Origin of the sequence: Sulfitobacter profundi, from assembly GCF_042661425.1 — a bacterium.
Classification (GTDB): Bacteria; Pseudomonadota; Alphaproteobacteria; order Rhodobacterales; family Rhodobacteraceae; genus Sulfitobacter; species Sulfitobacter profundi.
The window spans coordinates 2,557,128-2,575,579 of record NZ_JBHSWA010000001.1 but is presented as its reverse complement, the minus strand read 5'-3'; the positions used below and the strand labels follow the sequence as shown (position 1 = coordinate 2,575,579).

Annotated in this window: 11 protein-coding genes and 4 pseudogenes; 8 read left to right on the top strand and 7 right to left on the bottom strand. The window is 61.1% G+C overall.

Annotated features, from left to right (window positions below):
* Window positions 1-4 precede the first annotated feature (4 nt).
* The 4 genes and pseudogenes from ACFQAU_RS13450 to mraZ all read right to left on the bottom strand — a co-directional run bounded on the left by ACFQAU_RS13450 (window position 5) and on the right by mraZ (window position 3,656).
* Window positions 5-1,791, bottom strand: a pseudogene (locus ACFQAU_RS13450) (peptidoglycan D,D-transpeptidase FtsI family protein).
* Window positions 1,788-2,174, bottom strand: coding sequence for a cell division protein FtsL (gene ftsL / locus ACFQAU_RS13445; protein WP_067935365.1), 387 nt, complete (start codon window positions 2,172-2,174; stop codon window positions 1,788-1,790). The pseudogene ACFQAU_RS13450 and the gene ftsL overlap by 4 nt, the downstream one beginning before the upstream one ends.
* On the bottom strand, window positions 2,162-3,160 hold the full coding sequence (gene rsmH, locus ACFQAU_RS13440; RefSeq protein WP_386282845.1) for a 16S rRNA (cytosine(1402)-N(4))-methyltransferase RsmH: 999 nt from the start codon (window positions 3,158-3,160) through the stop codon (window positions 2,162-2,164). Before rsmH ends, ftsL begins: the two co-directional genes overlap by 13 nt.
* Window positions 3,161-3,164: 4 nt before the next feature.
* Window positions 3,165-3,656 (bottom strand): division/cell wall cluster transcriptional repressor MraZ, encoded by a 492-nt coding sequence (gene mraZ, locus ACFQAU_RS13435; RefSeq protein ID WP_120351387.1) that lies wholly within the window; start codon window positions 3,654-3,656, stop codon window positions 3,165-3,167.
* A gap of 775 nt (window positions 3,657-4,431) precedes the next feature.
* On the opposite strand from mraZ, the gene ACFQAU_RS13430 reads away from it, so the two are divergent.
* On the top strand, window positions 4,432-5,199 hold the full coding sequence (locus tag ACFQAU_RS13430; protein WP_132444469.1) for a hypothetical protein: 768 nt from the start codon (window positions 4,432-4,434) through the stop codon (window positions 5,197-5,199).
* Between the two features lie 18 nt (window positions 5,200-5,217).
* Here the strand turns inward: ACFQAU_RS13430 and ACFQAU_RS13425 are convergent.
* A pseudogene (locus ACFQAU_RS13425) lies at window positions 5,218-6,281 on the bottom strand (Mrp/NBP35 family ATP-binding protein).
* 610 nt (window positions 6,282-6,891) lie between these two features.
* Between ACFQAU_RS13425 and ACFQAU_RS13420 the strand changes: the two are divergent.
* Window positions 6,892-7,095: a DUF1127 domain-containing protein gene (locus ACFQAU_RS13420; RefSeq protein ID WP_271693367.1), complete on the top strand. Its 204-nt coding sequence runs from the start codon at window positions 6,892-6,894 to the stop codon at window positions 7,093-7,095.
* A gap of 245 nt (window positions 7,096-7,340) precedes the next feature.
* Here ACFQAU_RS13420 and ACFQAU_RS13415 read toward each other — a convergent pair.
* Window positions 7,341-9,756: pseudogene (locus ACFQAU_RS13415) on the bottom strand (ATP-dependent helicase).
* Window positions 9,757-9,944: 188 nt separating this feature from the next.
* Here ACFQAU_RS13415 and ACFQAU_RS13410 point away from each other — a divergent pair.
* From ACFQAU_RS13410 to ACFQAU_RS13390, 5 genes and pseudogenes are all read left to right on the top strand, one after another.
* Window positions 9,945-10,718: a hypothetical protein gene (locus tag ACFQAU_RS13410; protein WP_120351391.1), complete on the top strand. Its 774-nt coding sequence runs from the start codon at window positions 9,945-9,947 to the stop codon at window positions 10,716-10,718.
* A 122-nt stretch (window positions 10,719-10,840) separates the two neighbouring features.
* Window positions 10,841-11,986, top strand: a pseudogene (locus tag ACFQAU_RS13405) (alpha-hydroxy acid oxidase).
* Between the two features lie 101 nt (window positions 11,987-12,087).
* The gene (locus ACFQAU_RS13400; RefSeq protein ID WP_132444466.1) at window positions 12,088-15,528 is read left to right on the top strand and encodes a pyruvate carboxylase; all 3,441 of its coding nucleotides are present in this window, start codon (window positions 12,088-12,090) and stop codon (window positions 15,526-15,528) included.
* A 49-nt stretch (window positions 15,529-15,577) separates the two neighbouring features.
* Window positions 15,578-15,952 carry a VOC family protein gene (locus ACFQAU_RS13395; protein WP_132444465.1) on the top strand — a complete coding sequence of 125 codons (375 nt, stop codon included), beginning with the start codon at window positions 15,578-15,580 and terminating at the stop codon, window positions 15,950-15,952.
* A gap of 73 nt (window positions 15,953-16,025) precedes the next feature.
* The gene (locus ACFQAU_RS13390) at window positions 16,026-16,508 is read left to right on the top strand and encodes a DUF2244 domain-containing protein (protein ID WP_067940290.1); all 483 of its coding nucleotides are present in this window, start codon (window positions 16,026-16,028) and stop codon (window positions 16,506-16,508) included.
* A gap of 51 nt (window positions 16,509-16,559) precedes the next feature.
* Here the strand turns inward: ACFQAU_RS13390 and ACFQAU_RS13385 are convergent, their stop codons facing one another.
* Entirely contained in the window at window positions 16,560-17,018 is a 459-nt protein-coding gene (locus tag ACFQAU_RS13385; protein ID WP_067622724.1) for a GatB/YqeY domain-containing protein, read from the bottom strand.
* Window positions 17,019-17,212: 194 nt separating this feature from the next.
* Between ACFQAU_RS13385 and carA the strand changes: the two genes are divergently transcribed.
* Window positions 17,213-18,373, top strand: coding sequence for a glutamine-hydrolyzing carbamoyl-phosphate synthase small subunit (gene carA / locus ACFQAU_RS13380; protein ID WP_132444464.1), 1,161 nt, complete (start codon window positions 17,213-17,215; stop codon window positions 18,371-18,373).
* Window positions 18,374-18,452 lie beyond the last annotated feature (79 nt).

The following is an 18,452-nucleotide window of genomic DNA, read 5'->3' as shown; positions in this document are numbered from 1 at the left end:
CTTTTCAGTTACTGCTGGTCAGCGTTAGCACAGCGTTGTTCACCGGTTCAACAGCGGGGCGCAGGCCCAGCAAAGGCGCGATGCGGCGGACCATCTCGGCGGCCACGGGCACGGCTGTCCAACCCGCCGTGCGGCGTGGTTTCGGCCCAGAGGTTTCCACCGGTTCGTCCAGCGTGACGATCAGCACATATTTGGGATTATCAATCGGAAAGATGCTGGCGAAAGTGTTGATCACCTTGTCCTCATAATAGCCACCAGTTGGCTTGGGCTTGTCCGCCGTGCCAGTCTTGCCCGCGATCTGATAGCCGGGCACCTCGGCAAAGCTCGCCGTGCCATCGGTGACGACCTTGCGCAGCATATTGCGGGCCTGTGCTGCAGTCTCTTCCGACATGACGCGGGGGCCGAGCTGGGGGGCGGATTGTTTCAGCAGCGTGGGCTTCACCACGCGCCCGCCATTGGCGATGGCTGCATAGCCCGCGGCAAGGTGCATCGGCGTGCTCGACAGGCCGTGACCATAGGAGATCGTGACGCTCGACAATTCGGTCCAGCGGCTCGGCAACAGCGGCTTCCCGCCCGAGGCTTCGACGATCTCAAAGGGGTTGGTTCAAAGAAACCAAGGCTTTTGAGGAACTCTTGCTGCCGCTCGATGCCGATTTCCAGCGCCATCCGGCCTGTGCCCCGGTTCGAGGAATGCACGATGATATCGGCGACGCTCAGCTTGCCGTAGTTCTTGTTGCGGAATTCACCGATGCGGAAACCGCCAACCTTCATCGGGCCAGAGGTGTCGATGATCGTGTCGGCGTTGAACAGGCCCAACTCCACCGCCTGAGCTGCCGCAAAGATTTTGAAGGTCGAGCCGAGCTCGTAAACCCCCTGCACCGACCGGTTGAACAGCGGGCTGTCAGACGCATCCCCTTGGGTCAGCGGACGCGGGCGGTTGTTGGGGTCGAAATCAGGCAGCGACGCGACCGAGATCACCTCGCCAGTGTGCACATCCATTAGAATGCTCGTGGCACCCTTGGCGTTCATCAGCTTCATGCCGCCATAGAGCACCCGCTCAGATGCCGCTTGCACGGTCAGGTCGAGCGACAGCTCCAACGGTTTCGCGCCATTGGCCGGATCGCGCAGGTAGTCGTCGAAATATTTCTCGGCCCCCGCGACGCCGATTACCTCGGCGGCGTGGACGCCTTCTTTGCCGTAACTCGCCCCGCCGAGCACATGTGCGGCCAGCGAACCGTTTGGATAAAGGCGCATGTCGCGCGGTGCGAACAGCAGCCCCGGATCGCCGATATCATGCACGGCCTGCATCTGCTCTGGGCTGATTTTCTTTTTTATCCACAGGAACTTACGCTTGCCTGTGAAGTCCTTGATCAGACGCTCTTCTTTCAGGTCGGGAAAGATTTTGACCAGCTTCTTCGCGGCCATCTCAGGGTCGATCATGTGACGCGGCTGCGCATAGAGCGCATGGGTCTCGAAATTGGTGGCCAGCAGGTTGCCGTTACGGTCGGTGATATCCGCGCGCGAGGCCGAGATCACGGCCCCCGGCGCGTGGCCGCGCGGTTCTGACGGCTCTGACATCGCCAGCAGACCCATGCGCCCGCCGATCACGGTGAAGGCACAGAGGAAACAGACGCCAAGGACCAACAGCCGCCCTTCAGCACGCATCCGGGCCTTGTCGCGCATTTGCTCATGGCGGATGCGCTTGTTCTCACGCTCGATCGCGTCGGGGTTTTCGCCCTTTTCGCGGGCGTCGAGGATACGGGCCAATGGGCGAAGCGGGGTGCGGATCATTCAAAGTCCTCCTCGGACTCATCCGCGCCGGTGAGCGCGTCGTAATTCATGGTCGAGACATCCACAGGATCGGTGATCGGCAGCAGTTCGGACGGCGGCTGCGGATAGGCCACCTGATCGACCTGGCCGAATTGGCCGGGATGCAGTGGCAACAGGCCGAGGCGGTCAAAGTTCAGATCGGCCAGATCGCGCAGCCGGTCAGGGCGGTTTTGGAACGCCCATTCGGCGCGCAGCACGGCAAGCCGGGCATGGGCGGCGCGGATATTGGCATGCAAGCGGTCTGCGTCGCTCAGTGCCTGTTGGGTCGCGTAATTCTCGCGGTACGCCCAGAAGGCCAGTCCAACCACGGCAATGGTGGTGAGGATATACATCACCGTGCGCATCTATCAGATCCCCTGACCATCGGCATGCCGATGGATTTCGCATCAATCTCACCACTGGGCGCATCGGTGCGCGTGGCGACCCGCAGTTTGGCCGAACGGCTGCGCGGGTTTTCATCCAATTCCTGCGCGTCAGGCCCGATAGCCTTACGCGATTTGAGTGTAAACTGCGGCGGCGCCTGTTCAAGCGCCGGGGCAAAACGGTTAGCATTGCCCCCGGCCCCTGCCCGCGCGGTGAGGAAGCGTTTGACCATGCGGTCCTCGACCGAATGAAAGGTCACCACAGCCAGTTTCCCGCCCGGCTTTAGCGCGCGCTCTGCGGCCATAAGCCCTTGGAACAGCTCGCCATATTCATTGTTCACCGCGATGCGCAGCGCTTGGAAGCTGCGCGTGGCGGGATGGCTCTGACCGGGCTTGGAGCGTGGCAGGCAGCCTTCGACCAGTTTGGCCAATTCCAATGTGGTGGTGATCGGCGCGTCTTCTCGGGCGCGGACAATCGCCTTGGCGATCCGGCGGGAGGCGCGTTCTTCACCATATTGAAACAGGATGTTGGCGATGATCTCTTCTTCAGCCTCATTAACCAGATCAGCCGCCGAGGGGCCGTCTTGGCTCATCCGCATGTCGAGCGGGCCGTCCTTCATAAAGGAGAACCCACGCTCGGCCTGATCAAGCTGCATCGAAGAAACGCCGAGATCCAGCACCACCCCATCAAGATCTTGGGCATATTCATCCATGCGCGAGAAGACGCCCTGCTGCATGGTGATGCGGTCGCCATAGTCGCCCGCCCATTCCGCTGCCATCTCGAACGCCAGAGGGTCACGGTCCACCGCGATCACACGCGCGGCCCCGGCCTCTAGAAAGCCACGGGTGTAGCCGCCCGCGCCAAAGGTACCGTCAAGCCAGACCCCTTCCACGGGCGCCACGGCGTTTAGAATAGGACGCAGCAGAACGGGTGTGTGAGGGGCGGAAGGGTCAGAGGCAGCAACCATTCCGTCAGACCTCCATGTCACCATCAAGGAACGAGAGCGGGTCGACATCGTCGGGCAGCTCTTGTTGCCAGGATTCTTCCTCGGTCTCGTAGGTTTCGGGCTTCCAAATCTGGAAGGTGTCACCGGCAGCGATAAAAAACGCCTCGCCGTTGAGTTCGATCTTGTTGCGCAGCTTGGCGGGCAGCACCAAGCGGCCTGTCTCATCTACCGTGGTCGGGAAAGACTGGCCGTGGAACAGACGCTGAAGCGCCTTACGCTGCATGGAGCCACGCGGCATGCGGTCGATCTTGGCGTCGACTTCTTCGATGGCTTCCATTGTATAGCATTCAAGGTAGTTGCGGCGCTGGTCGCCATAAACAATGACCAATTCGGGATTGTCGCCGTTTTTCCAGTTTGGGTCGCCAGCCTCCAACACACGCCGAAAAGAGGCTGGGATAGACACCCGCCCCTTCGTATCGACCTTGTGGTGGCTTTCGCCTCTGAACCTGCGGCTCACGTTCTGTCCCTGCCTCTTGCGCCTTTGCGCTTAATTCGTTTTTTCGTCTCTCTGCCCTGCTCCGGAAATGGAAACGGCGGGTTGATCTGCTGCCACTGATCAACCCGCCGCCCACGTCCCGCAGCTTGGCGGGGAAGTCCGACTGCGCGCGCCACCTGGGGGGATGTCTGCTCGCTCACGCGCCGGATCTCTTTGGTCTGATGAAAGCGAGGTGCCTGTATGAAACCTGCTAGGTTTTGATTATTTTTGGGGTCGTTTGCTGCCCCGTGTCCCGTTCTCATCCGATGCACTAGGGATGCCATGGGAATTGATGGGCGTCTACATATTTTTTGGAAATATGCCCAATATTTTGTTTTGCACAGGCTGTGTGAACAACATCTGGTATAACTTTTTGAGCGGAAAATAGCTTAAATTGAGTTTCCTTAGGCCTCAAACACAATATCTTGTTAACGAATTGCGGGCTGCACAAATTCCCACAGTTTCCCACTAAAATTTGCTCACATAGTTATCCACAGGGCGTGTTCGTTGCCTGTTCTGCGGAAACTGTATGGAGGCTTCGGAATGCAGGTCAACTCCCCTGCCCGCGAATCGGCAGAACCCGCCAATAGCGCAAGGCGTGCCCATAATTTCCCAGACTTCCCATGCATTCCCGCGACTTTTCCCATGACGTCCCAGCCGCCCATGCTTTCCCAGCCCTACGCCTCCCTTAACTGACTGCATCTTGCCCTTTCGGCCCACCCACGCCATGTAATGCCGCAAAATGAGGGAGTTCATCATGATCCAAGCCACGGCTCTATTCACCCACGCGCTGAACATGCTGTTTCACGCGCCTTCCACCACGCTGCGGGTGATCCTGCCCGCGGTGCTTTGGGTGATGGGCGCGGCCGCCGTGGCGGGTGTGCTGGCCGGAGATGCGCTTGGGGCGATGGATCAGGTGATCAAAAACGCCGCGCCGCCGCCCACGGATCAACTCTTGATCCTGATCGCCTGCGGTGTGGCCGGCATCCTTGGCTATGCGCTGATGGCCATCCTCTGGCACCGCTACGTATTGCTTGGCCATGATGGGGCCGACCTGCGCCCCGGCGCGCGTCTGTTCGGGGCCTATGTCTGGCGCGCCATCGTTCTGGGCTTCGTCCAGTTTCTTGCGGCACTTCCCATTGGCCTCGCCATGTTGCTCTTGGGCGGGCTGACCGGGTCGAGCCCCGCGGCGCTGCTCTTGATCGGACTGGTGGCGGGCGTGGCCTTCCTATGGCTGGCGCTGCGGCTCAGCCTGGTATTGCCAGCCGCCGCCTTGGGGCACGTTATGTCAGTGCGCGAAAGCTGGCGCGCGACGGAACCGCTGGCAGGCACGCTCTGGGCGCTGGCCGTATTGCTGGCGGTGGTGAACACGTTGTTAGGCGTGATCGCAAGCATGTTGCCGCCCGCCGACCCCGGCCTGCGGCTGATGCTGGATTCAGCGATCTACCTTATAGAGGGGCTGGTTTTCGTCTCGATGCTGACGACACTCTATGGTCATCTGGTCGAAGGGCGCGAACTGGGGTAACCGCCCGCGCCCCAAGTTTCAGGCCATACCGCCGTCGATCAGACCCCGCGCAAGACGCGCATAGGCGTCGGCCATCGGCCCTTCGCCTGCAGCGATCGGCGTGCCGATATCCCCCGCCAGACGGGTGTCGAGATCAATCGGCAGGCTGCCCAGCAGCGGCACCCCCATCTTGTCGGCCTCTGCCGCCACACCGCCATGGCCAAAGATCTCATGCTGAGAACCGCAATCGGGGCAGACGAATGTCGACATATTCTCGATCAGGCCCAGCACGGGGGTCTTCAGCGTCGCGAACATGTCCAGCGCCTTGCGCGCGTCGATCAGGGCCACATCCTGCGATGTGCTGACCACGATCGCGCCCGACAACTCGGACTTGGTGCAGAGCGTCAGCTGCACGTCACCCGTACCGGGCGGCAGATCGACAAGCAGCACGTCAAGCTCGCCCCATTCCACCTGCCCCAGCATCTGCTGCAACGCGCCCATCAGCATCGGCCCGCGCCAGACCACGGCCTTGCCCTCTTCCAACATGAAACCAATCGACATCATGGTCACGCCATGGGCCTGCAGCGGAATGATCGTTTTGCCGTCGAGGCTGGCAGGGCGTTTATTCACCCCCATCATGCGCGGCTGGCTGGGACCGTATATATCTGCGTCAAGCAGACCCACCTTGCGCCCCGCCCGCGCCAGCGCCACCGCGAGGTTGGAACTGACGGTTGATTTCCCGACCCCACCCTTGCCCGAGCCGATGGCAAGGATGCGCTTCACGCCACTGGGCTTCATCGGCCCCTCTTGCGGTTTGGGGTGCCCACCAATCTTGAGACTGGGCGCTTTCGGGGCGGGGCCATGGGCGGTCAGGGCAACCGATACATCACCTACCCCGGGCAAATCGCGCACCACCTGCTCTGCGGCGTCACGCAGGGGGCCATCTGCCGAGCGACATCGGCGTTGGGCGCTTCGATGACGAATCGCACTTTATCGCCTTCGACGACCAGCGCGCGGACCAGATCATGGGACAACAGGCTTTTCCCGTCGGGCAGTTGCACCCGCGCCAGCGCCGCTTCGACTTCTGCTTTGGTCACAGACATGCGCAAATTCTCCTCTATTACGGCTTCTGAAATGGCAGGTTCTGCGCCAAGCGCAAGGGGACGGCCATTTTTGCATAGGGATGAGGCGGAATGCCCAAGGATTACGCAGGGGTACCATGTTTTCGCCGCATAGCAGCATTGCAAAAAGAAATATTGTGCACTCGCAGCAATTAGCGCTAACTTAGGTTCATAGGCAGGGCAAAGCGCCCCGCTTTCGGAAAGACCAGACACATTCATCCTCCTCCCGAATGTGTCTGATTTGACCAAGACTTGGATGCATCCCTCCTCCTCCCGGATGCAGCTGAGTTTGGAAAGACCAGACGCTTCCATCCTCCTCCCGGATGTGTCTGTAATTGGCGGCGACATCTACCTCCTCCCAGATGTCGTCGCCCCTTTCCCCACTCCACCCCCATATGACAGCTTTATGACGTTGCGCCGTTTCGCCGCAGGATCAAAACCGTTTTTAATCAATAAGTTGCGCAGATCCAAACCTATGCGATTTCTGCATAGCGGCATTGACTTTATGCCCGTTGTGCAAATGCAGAAAGAGCGTAAATAGCACGCAACGAGATGATTAACCGATGAAAAAAGAGGCGCCGAAATGGCTTACATGAACACAACAACCGCAAACACAACTTCCGTCTTCGCCCGTATCGGCGGCGCATTCGAAGCACTGGCAACCCGCTACAAACAGCACCGTCTGTACCGTGAAACTTTCGACGGTCTGAGCGCGTTGAGCAACCGCGAACTGGCCGACCTTGGCCTGAGCCGTTCCGAACTGCGCCGCGTCGCATGGGAATCTTCCCGCGGCTAAGCAGAGATAGAGATCGGACGTCAGAACCCCTCCCTGTTCTGCCGTCTGAAAGTCGGGGTGCGCGTCACCTTCCTCCTCCCTGAATGAGGCGGACCCCGCAAGGAGACCCGAAGCCGACCCTCCCTCGACGCTTCGGGCCGACATAGAAACGGCGGCACCTTCCTCCCAAGGTGTCGTCGTTTTTGTTTTTAAGGCCTTGTTTAGGCGGGCTTTTGACTGCCTCGCCTTAGCGGTACGATGGCGCGTCAGAACGGCACGTCGTTACCACCGGTCAGGAAACGCGACACGACCTTCTTGGTCCCGGCCTTTTCAAAAGCGACTTCCATCTTGTCGCCCTCCATACCGATTACCTCGCCATAGCCGAATTTATCGTGGAAAACGCGCTCGCCCATTTCAAAGGCAGCGACCGCCTGCATGTCGATCGTGACATTGCGGCTTTCGCGCGGCTGGCTGGTGCCCCGCGCCCCGCTGCGCGATTGCAGGCGTTTCCACCCCGGGGAGTTATAGACATTGGCGCTTGCCGCGCGGTCATGCAGGTCGGATTGCGGCATCGCGGCGCCGAAACCACCGCCGTAAAGCCCCGGCGGGGTCAGCACATCCACATGCTCTTCGGGCAGCTCATCAATAAAACGGGACGGCATCGCGTTTTGCCACTGACCAAAGACCCGGCGATTGGCAGCGAAAGAGATCGTGCAAATCTGCTCGGCTCGGGTGATGCCAACATAGGCCAGCCGTCGCTCTTCTTCGAGCCCTTTTAACCCGCTTTCATCCATCGAACGCTGCGAGGGGAACAATCCGTCCTCCCAACCCGGCAGGAAAACCATAGGGAATTCCAACCCCTTGGCCGCATGAAGCGTCATGATCGAGACCTTCTCGCTGTCGCCTTCCTGTTCATTGTCCATGATCAGGCTGACATGTTCGAGGAAGCCTTGCAGGTTTTCGAACCCTTCCAGCGCTTTCACAAGCTCTTTGAGGTTCTCCAACCGCCCCGGCGCTTCGGGCGTTTTGTCATTCTGCCACATGCCGGTATAGCCGCTTTCGTCGAGAATCATTTCAGCCAGTTCAACATGAGAGACCTCGGGCGGGCCGTAATCGACCCGCAGCGGCGCCGCGCCATCATCAAGCACCGCGTCGTCTTCGCTGATCTCGATCCGGGGGCCTCGCAGCATTGCCGCCCAACGGTCGATCCCGTCGATCAACAGCCGCAGTTGTGCTGCCCCTTTGCCGCTGATCCCCCCGTGTGCCAAGAGGATCGCGCCCCTTCGACAAGGTTCACCCCATGTTCGCGCCCGGTGCGCTGGATTTTCTGCTGCGCCTTTTCACCCAAACCGCGTTTTGGCGTGTTCACGATCGCTCAAAGGCCAGATCATCGTCGGGGCTGGTGACCACGCGGAAATAGGCCATGGCATCGCGGATTTCCAAACGCTCATAGAATCGGGGGCCACCGATCACCTTGTAAGGCAGGCCGATGGTCAGAAATCGGTCTTCAAAGGCGCGCATCTGGTGGCTTGCCCGAACCAGAATCGCCATGTCATCCAGCGAGAATGGGTCGAGCCCTCGTGAGCCACGCTGCGCGGATTCGATCTCATCCCCGATCCAGCGCGCCTCTTCCTCACCATCCCAATGGCCGATCAGACGTACCTTCTCGCCTTCGGTCTCTTCGGTCCAGAGGGTCTTGCCCAACCGCCCCTCATTGCCCGCGATCACGCCTGACGCGGCGGCCAAAATATGCGGGGTCGAGCGGTAATTCTGCTCGAGCTTCACCACATGGGCGCCGGGGAAATCCGTCTCGAACCGCAGAATGTTGCCCACCTCGGCCCCGCGCCAGCCATAGATCGACTGGTCGTCGTCACCGACGCAACAAATATTCTTGTGCCCCTGCGCCAGCAGCCGCAGCCAGAGGTATTGGGCCACGTTGGTATCCTGATATTCGTCGACGAGGATGTATTTGAACCAGCGCTGATACTGGGCCAGCACATCCGGGTGTGCCTGAAAAATCGTCACCATATGCAACAGCAGATCACCGAAGTCGGTGGCGTTCAGCTCAACCAGACGGCGTTGATATTGCGCGTATATCTCCGGCCCACGGTGGTTATAGGCCCCGGCATCCGCGCTTGGGATCTTATCGGGGGTCAGGGCGCGGTTCTTCCAGCCGTCGATGATCCCCGCCAGCATCCGCGCGGGCCAGCGTTTGTCGTCGATCCCCTCTGCGGCGACCAGTTGTTTGAGCAGGCGCAGCTGGTCATCCGTATCGAGGATCGTGAAATTGCTTTTCAGCCCCACCAATTCCGCATGGCGCCGCAGCAGCTTGACGCAGATCGCGTGGAACGTGCCCAGCCACGGCATCCCCTCCACTTGCTGGCCTAGCATCTGACCCACGCGGTTCTTCATCTCCCGCGCGGCTTTGTTGGTGAAGGTGACCGCCAACACCTCATGCGGCCGCGCGCGCCCGGTGTTGAGCAGATGCACGATTCGCGCCGTCAGCGCCCGCGTCTTACCGGTGCCCGCCCCGGCAAGCATCAACACAGGGCCATCCAATGTCTCCACCGCAGCACGCTGGGCGGGGTTCAACCCCTCCAGATAAGGCTGCGGGCGCGCAGCCATGGCGCGGGCGGACAGGGAAGCGCCCTCAAAGGCGTCCATTTCGTCAAAATCACTCATGCCCACAATCTAGCGCGTCCGCGATACGAGATAAAGAGACGTTCCACAAATGTTCTTTCGAAAGACTACTAGGCGCCATGGGGCGGGGGCGCAATGACAGGGAATTTCAAATGCAGGGCAAATCTTTACCCGTTGATAATGCTTTGGCGGCAATGTGATGGCACAACGACAAACGAGAGGAACCGCTCATGTTCAGAAACGATGATACTTCGGTACTGCGCCGAGAGATTGACCGGTTCAAGCTGCCGATGTTCATTGCGGAATTGAACGCCGACAGCGGGCACTTCGAACTTCTTGCCCTCAACACCGCCCATGAGGCGCACAGCGGCATGGTGATGGATGAGGTGATAAACCGCCCCCTGCACAGTTTAATGCCCTATGAAGAGGCTGAGGCGGTGAATGAACGCTATGCGCGCTGCGTCTCAAACGCGGGTCAAATCCGCTACCGTGAGATGCTGCATATGCCGCGTGGGCCGCTGATCTGGGACACCACGCTGCATCATGTCCAGTCCTACCGCGGTCTTGATCGGGTTGTGGGCAGCGCTATCGTGGTGGAACGGGTGCAACGGGATAACCGCGACACCCTCGCTTTTGAAGATGTGCGCTATTTCGCGGCGACCTCTTCGTTCAAACTCGAACAAATTTCCACGGTCCTAGATGCCGCTGAAAAAGGGCTGATCGACCCGGCGAAACTCACCGGATCGGCGGGAATGCTGGCCGGGCTTTGCCGCGCCATCGACAGCACAATGCAAGAGCTCCGCTCGATCGCGCAGGAACGTCTGGATGCCGAGGCGACCCCGACCGTGCATTTGATCGATATGGATGGGGGGACCAACGGCGACAGCGATGAAATCGAAGCGGCCATCGCAGCACTTGTGGATATGGCCGACAACCTACCCACCGCGCCGAACCGTAAGATCAGCGAAGCAGCACCGCTTGCCCGGTCAACTTTCCGCCAGTAACCCGGCGGGCGGAAAACAGCGCTGCACGCGCAGCGCCCTTACGCCGACGGCGGGGCGCCGGCTCGATCTCCGCGCTTCCTCTCTATCTGGACAATCCGTAACCCTTTGGCGCAAATGCCGCCATGGACCTACATGCAACCTATCCCGCCCTTTCGGACCTTCGCAGTCGCGCGCAATCGCGCCTGCCTAAATTCGTTTGGGAATACCTTGATTCCGCAACCGGGACGGAGGCCACCAAACACCGCAACCGCGCGGCCTTGGACCGTGTCGGGCTTATGCCATCGGTGTTGCACGGTGAATTCACACCTGATCTCAGCGTTGAGCTGATGGGCCAAAAGCTGCCCCTGCCCTTCGGCATGTCCCCCTTGGGCATGTCCGGCCTGATCTGGCCCGATGCCGAAGCTCACCTTGCCCGCGCGGCGGATCGGGCGGGCATTCCCTTTGGCCTTTCCACCGTTGCCGCCACAAGCCCCGAAGATATTGCACCCCATCTGGGCGCGCATGGTTGGTTCCAACTCTACCCCCGCGGGACCCCGAGATCGCACCGACATGCTGGCCCGCGCCAAGGCCGCGGGTTTTACCACACTCGTCCTTACCGTCGATGTTCCGGTTGCCTCGCGCCGTGAGCGGCAGACCCGATCTGGCTTGACCAGCCCGCCCAAGCTTACCCCCGCCTGATGGCACAGGTGGCGATGCGGCCCGCTTGGGCCATGGGCATGGCGCGGCGTGGTCTGCCCCATATGAAGATGCTCGACAAATATACCGAAGGTACGGCCAGCGCGAACCTACCGCCAACCGCCCATGTCGGCTATCTGCTGCGCACCGCGCCCGATTGGGACTATCTGCACTGGCTGCGCGCCCATTGGGATGGCCCGCTGGTGATCAAAGGTGTCTTGCGCCCAGAAGATGCGACCGCCCTAGAGAAAGCCGGCGCGGATGCGATCTGGGTCTCGAACCACGCCGGCCGCCAGTTCGACGCAGCCCCGGCCAGCGCCGAGGCGCTGCCCGCCATTCGCGCGGCCACGAAATTGCCGGTGATCTTCGACAGCGGCGTGGAATCGGGTCTCGACATTCTGCGCGCCTTCGCGCTCGGCGCGGATTTCGTCATGCTTGGCCGGGCTTTCCACTTTGCCCTCGCGGCGCTTGGACCGCGCGGGGTTGATCACCTGATCGATCTGCTCGCGCGCGATCTTACTGCCAATATGGGGCAGTTGGGCGCAGGCAACCTGCGCGACCTGCCCGCCCCCTTCGATCTCTCGCCGCTCTGATCGGAAAGCTTGCAGAAATGTGACAAAGACGGCCACAGCCCCCTTGCGCTGCACCGCAGCATCCCTAAGCTGCCGTTAAATCCAGCAGGGGAGACCAACGAGTGACCGATTTCAAAAAGATCCTGATCGCCAACCGCGGAGAGATTGCGATCCGCATCATGCGCGCCGCCAATGAGATGGGCAAGAAAACGGTCGCGGTTTACGCCGAAGAAGACAAGCTGGGCCTGCATCGCTTCAAAGCGGATGAGGCCTACCGCATTGGCGAGGGCCTCGGCCCCGTCGCCGCCTACCTTAGCATCGACGAGATGATCCGCGTGGCCAAGGCCGCCGGCGCTGACGCGATCCACCCCGGCTACGGTCTGCTTTCAGAGAACCCCGAGTTCGTCGATGCCTGCGAGCAGAACGGCATCACCTTCATCGGCCCCCGCGCCGAAACCATGCGCGCTTTGGGCGACAAAGCCTCTGCCCGCCGCGTTGCCATGGAAGCCGGCGTGCCGGTCATTCCTGCGACCGAAGTGCTGGGTGACGACATGGACGCAATCCGCGCCGAGGCGAAGGAAGTCGGCTATCCGCTGATGCTCAAAGCCTCATGGGGCGGCGGTGGTCGTGGCATGCGCCCGATCATGTCGGAAAAGGAACTCGAGGAAAAAGTCCGCGAAGGCCGTCGCGAGGCCGAAGCCGCCTTTGGCAATGGCGAGGGCTATCTGGAGAAGATGATCCTGCGCGCGCGCCATGTCGAAGTGCAAATTCTCGGTGACAAACAGGGGGATATCTACCACCTCTATGAGCGCGACTGCTCTGTCCAGCGCCGCAACCAAAAGGTCGTTGAGCGCGCCCCCGCGCCATACCTTTCCGAGGACCAACGCGCCGAGATCTGCGAGCTTGGCCGCAAAATCTGTGCCCATGTGAACTATGAATGCGCCGGCACTGTCGAATTCCTGATGGATATGGACGACGGTAAATTCTACTTCATCGAAGTGAACCCGCGCGTGCAGGTCGAACATACCGTCACCGAAGAGGTCACCGGCATCGACATCGTCCGCGCGCAAATCCTCATCGCCGAGGGCAAACCACTGGCCGAAGCCACCGGCAAGGCGCGTCAGGAAGACATCTCTCTCACCGGTCACGCGCTGCAGACCCGCGTCACGACTGAGGACCCGCAGAACAACTTCATCCCCGACTATGGCCGCATCACCGCCTACCGTTCGGCCACCGGCATGGGCATCCGTCTGGATGGCGGCACCGCCTATGCGGGCGGGGTGATCACGCGCTACTACGACAGTCTGCTGACCAAGGTCACGGCCAAGGCGCCCACGCCAGAGATGGCGATTGCGCGGATGGACCGCGCCTTGCGCGAATTCCGCGTGCGCGGCGTGTCGACCAACATCGCCTTCGTCGAAAACCTGCTGAAGCACCCGACGTTTTTGAACAACGAATACACCACCAAGTTCATCGACGAGACGCCGGAGCTTTTCAACTTCAAGCAGCGCCGCGACCGCGCCACCAAGGTGCTGACCTATATCGCCGACATCACCGTCAACGGCCATCCCGAGACCAAGGGCCACGCCCTGCCTGCTGCCCATGTTCGCGATCCCAAACCGCCCGTGTTGCATGGCGAGCCGCAGATGGGCACGCGCAACCTGTTGGAGCAAAAGGGCCCACAGGCCGTGGCCGATTGGATGGGGCAACAACGTCAGTTGCTGATCACCGATACCACCATGCGCGACGCGCATCAGTCGCTTCTGGCGACCCGGATGCGCAGCCTCGACATGATCAAGGTGGCCCCCGCCTATGCCGCCAATCTGCCGCAGCTTTTCTCTGTCGAATGCTGGGGCGGCGCGACCTTTGATGTGGCCTACCGCTTTTTGCAGGAATGCCCGTGGCAGCGCCTGCGGGATCTGCGCGCGGCCCTGCCCAATGTGATGACCCAAATGCTGCTGCGCGCCTCCAACGGCGTGGGCTATACCAACTACCCCGACAACGTTGTGCAGAAATTCGTCGCGACAGCGGCGAATACCGGCGTCGATGTCTTCCGCGTTTTCGACAGTCTGAACTGGGTTGAGAACATGCGCGTGGCGATGGATGCGGTGGTCTCCTCCGGCAAGGTCTGCGAAGGCACGATCTGCTACACCGGCGACATCTTCGATCCGGATCGCGCGAAATACGACCTTCAGTATTACGTCAACATGGGCAAGGATTTGAAAGCCGCCGGCGCGCATGTGCTGGGGCTGAAAGACATGGCCGGTCTGCTGAAACCCGCCCAAGCCCGCGCGTTGGTCAAAGCGCTGAAATCCGAGGTTGGTCTGCCGATCCACTTCCACACCCATGACACCGCAGGCAGCGCCACCGCCACGATCCTCGCGGCCTCTGAGGCGGGGGTAGACGCTGTCGATTGCGCGATGGATGCGCTTTCTGGCAACACCTCGCAGGCGACGCTCGGCACCGTGGTTTCGGCTCTTCAACACACAGACCGCGACACCGGAATCGACATGAAGGCCGTGCGCGAAATCTCTGATTACTGGGAAGAAGTCCGCGGTCATTACGCGGCATTCGAAACCGGCATGCAGGCGCCCTCCTCCGAGGTCTATTTGCATGAGATGCCCGGCGGTCAGTTCACCAACCTCAAGGCGCAGGCCGCCTCCATGGGGTTGGAGGACCGCTGGCCCGAGGTGGCGCGGACCTACGCGGATGTGAACCAGATGTTCGGCGATATCGTCAAAGTCACGCCCTCGTCCAAGGTTGTGGGCGACATGGCGTTGATGATGGTTTCCCAAGGGCTGACCCGCGCGCAGGTCGAAGATCCGAACGTCGATGTGTCCTTCCCCGACAGCGTGATCGACATGATGCGCGGCAATCTGGGCCAGCCGCCCAACGGTTTTCCGGCAGGCATCGTCAAGAAAGTGCTGAAAGGTGAGACGCCGAACACCGAACGCCCCGGCAAACATCTGGAGCCCGTCGATCTTGAGGCCCTGCGCAAAGAACTGTCAGAGCAATTGGACGGCATGCAGATCGATGATGAAGACCTCTGCGGCTACCTTATGTATCCTAAGGTTTTCCTCGACTACATGGGCCGCCACCGCGTCTATGGTCCGGTCCGCACCCTGCCCACGCATACGTTCTTCTATGGCATGGAGCCGGGCGCTGAGATCTCGGCCGAGATCGACCCCGGCAAGACGTTGGAGATCCGCCTGCAGGCCGAATCCGAGGCCGGTGAAGATGGCGAAGTGAAGGTCTTCTTTGAGTTGAACGGCCAGCCGCGGGTGATCCGTGTGGCGAACCGTCTGGTCAAGGACGCCACCGTGCAGCGGCCCAAGGCCGAGGCCGGCAACGCCAATCACATCGGTGCGCCGATGCCAGGGGTCGTGGCCTCGGTCGGGGTCAAGGAGGGGCAGCAGGTCAAGGCGGGCGACCTGATTTTGACCATCGAGGCGATGAAGATGGAAACGGGCCTGCATGCAGAGCGTGATGCGGTGGTAAAGGCCGTGCATGTTCAAGCAGGCGGCCAGATCGACGCCAAGGACCTGCTTGTCGAACTAGAGTAAACCACCTGCGGGCGCGGCCTTCTCCGCGCCCGCCACCTGGAGCGAAACGATGCATCTTTCTGCGATAACCTTGATCGTTCCTGACTATGACGCGGGAATCGATTTTTACTGTAGCGTCATGGGGTTCGACCTGACCGAAGACGTTGATCAGGGCCGCAAACGCTGGGTTCGGGTCACCCCGCCCGGCGCGCAGACGGGGTTCATTCTGGCCCGAGCCGATGACGACCAGCAAAAGGCCGCGATTGGCAAACAGGGCGCGGGGCGCGTTTGGCTGTTCTTGAAAGTAGATGATTTCACGGCGGAATTCGACCGTCTGACCGCTGCTGGCGTCATATTTGAAGAATTACCGCGGCACGAGCCCTATGGCAAAGTTGCCGTCTTCCGCGATCCTTTCGGCAACCGCTGGGATCTGCTGGGCGACTGACCGCGTCCCCGCGCCGCATTGCCATCGCCCGCCGCGCCGCTATCTTGGCGGTTGAGTGAGCCTGAGCGATCCCATGCCCTACGAATGGACAACCCCGCCCCGCGCAAATCCGCAGCAGATGCGCCTTTGGCCGCATCAATCCCTGCCCGCGCGCGGCTTTGCGGCTTTCATGCTGGCGACTTTCACGCTGGCGATGATCCCGCTTTTCGCCATGCTCGGCACCGCCCTGCTCTGGGGCCTGCTGCCCTTCGTACTCTTGGCCTTGGGCGCGGTTTACTGGGCCTTGCAGCACAATCACCGCGCCCGGCAAATCGAAGAGGTACTGACCCTCGACGAGACCACGGCGCGGCTGGTGCATACCACCGCCAAGGGCGAGGTGAAGGATTGGAACTGCAACCGTTATTGGACCCGGGTGAAGAAATACGACGATGACGGCCCGGTGCCACATTACGTCACCCTGCGCGGCGAGGGCCGCGAGGTAGAGATCGGGGCCTTTCTCAGCGAAGAGGAGCGCATCGCGCTGTACGATGATCTGTCACGTCACCTGCACACCTAAAAAGGGCCGGACCCGACGGCCCAGCCCTTCATCTCAAACCCTGACCGCGGCTCAGCTCAGGCGGTCTTTGATGACCGGCCCCACCGCGCCAAAATCCATCTGGCCAGTATAGCGCTCTTTCAGCAGCCCCATGACCTTGCCCATGTCGCGGATTGAGGTCGCGCCGACATCGGCCACGGCCTTATCCACGGCGGCAGAGGTTTCGGTGACGCTGAGCTGCCGTGGCAGGAACTCTTCGATCACCTCGACTTCTTCGCGCTCCCGCTCCGCAAGGTCCAGACGCCCGCCCTCTTCATAGGCGCGCGCCGATTCCTGACGCTGCTTGGCCATCTTGCTGAGAATGCCCAGCACCTCGGCATCCGACACGCCCTCATCCGTGCCGTTGGCCCGGGCGGCGATGTCCTTATCCTTGATTGCGGCATTGATAAGCCGCAGCGTCGAAAGCCGGTCCGCCGCCTTGTCTTTCATGGCCTGTTTCAAAGCATCCGAGATGCGCATCCGCAATGACATGGTGGTTTCCTGTGTTTCGCTAAATCCAAGTGTCGCAGCTTACCTGCTCTCTTCGCGCGGAGCAATGGGGGGACGCGTTAGGTAAGTCACTGATATAAAACGATATCTCATTTATCTCCGGCTATTGACCCCGCGCCCGCGCGGGATTAAGTTGCCACCCGTTTACCCGCCCATTTCTGCCCGGAGACTGCCCCATGTCCGCGCCCGCTCGCCCACGCCCAACCGCCTGCCTTGCCCTCGCGGATGGATCGATTTTCTACGGCATGGGGTTTGGCGCCACTGGCCAGACCGTGGCGGAGTTGTGCTTCAACACCGCGATGACCGGCTACCAAGAGATCATGACCGACCCCTCCTATGCGGGCCAGATCGTGACCTTTACCTTCCCGCATATCGGCAATGTCGGCACCAACCCCGAAGATGACGAGACCGGCGATCCGGTCGCCGCCGGGATGGTCGTAAAATGGATGCCCACCACGCCCAGCAGCTGGCGCAACATCCAGCCGCTGTCGGATTGGCTAGCCGCGCGCGGTCGCATCGCCATCGGTGGTATCGACACCCGCCGCCTGACCCGCGCGATCCGCCAGCAGGGCGCGCCGCACGCCGCCCTCGCCCATGACCCGGACGGCAACTTTGACATCGAAGCGCTGGTCGCCACCGCCCGCAGTTTTGCCGGTCTCGAAGGCATGGATCTGGCCAAGGACGTCACCTGCGCCCAGACTTACCGTTGGAACGAGATGCGGTGGGCATGGCCCGACGGCTACGCGCCCCAGACCGAGGCCAAACACAAGGTCGTGGCCGTGGACTATGGCGCGAAACGCAACATCCTGCGCTGCCTCGCCTCTGCGGGCTGCGACGTGACCGTGTTGCCCGCCACTGCGACCTATGACGATATCATGGCGCATAAACCGGACGGCGTGTTCCTCTCGAACGGTCCGGGCGATCCGGCAGCGACCGGCGCCTATGCCGTGCCGATGATCCGCGACGTGCTGGATAAAACCGATCTGCCCGTCTTTGGCATCTGCCTTGGCCACCAGATGCTAGCGTTGGCGCTTGGTGCGACCACGGTCAAGATGAGCCACGGCCACCACGGGGCGAACCACCCGGTCAAAGACTATGACACCGGCAAGGTCGAGATCACCTCGATGAACCACGGTTTCGCGGTCGATGGCCAATCCCTGCCCGAAGGCGTGCGCGAGACGCATGTGTCGCTCTTTGACGGGTCGAACTGCGGCATCCGCGTCGATGGCCGCCCGGTCTGGTCGGTGCAGCACCATCCTGAAGCCAGCCCCGGCCCGCAGGACAGCTACTACCTATTTGAGCGTTTCAGCGAAGCCATGGCCGCGCGTAACGCCTAAAATTTGCCACATGCATTGATTGCATAGGCGGCTGTTAATTCTCAATTAACGGTCGCCTGCCAGTCTCATTCCGGAACCT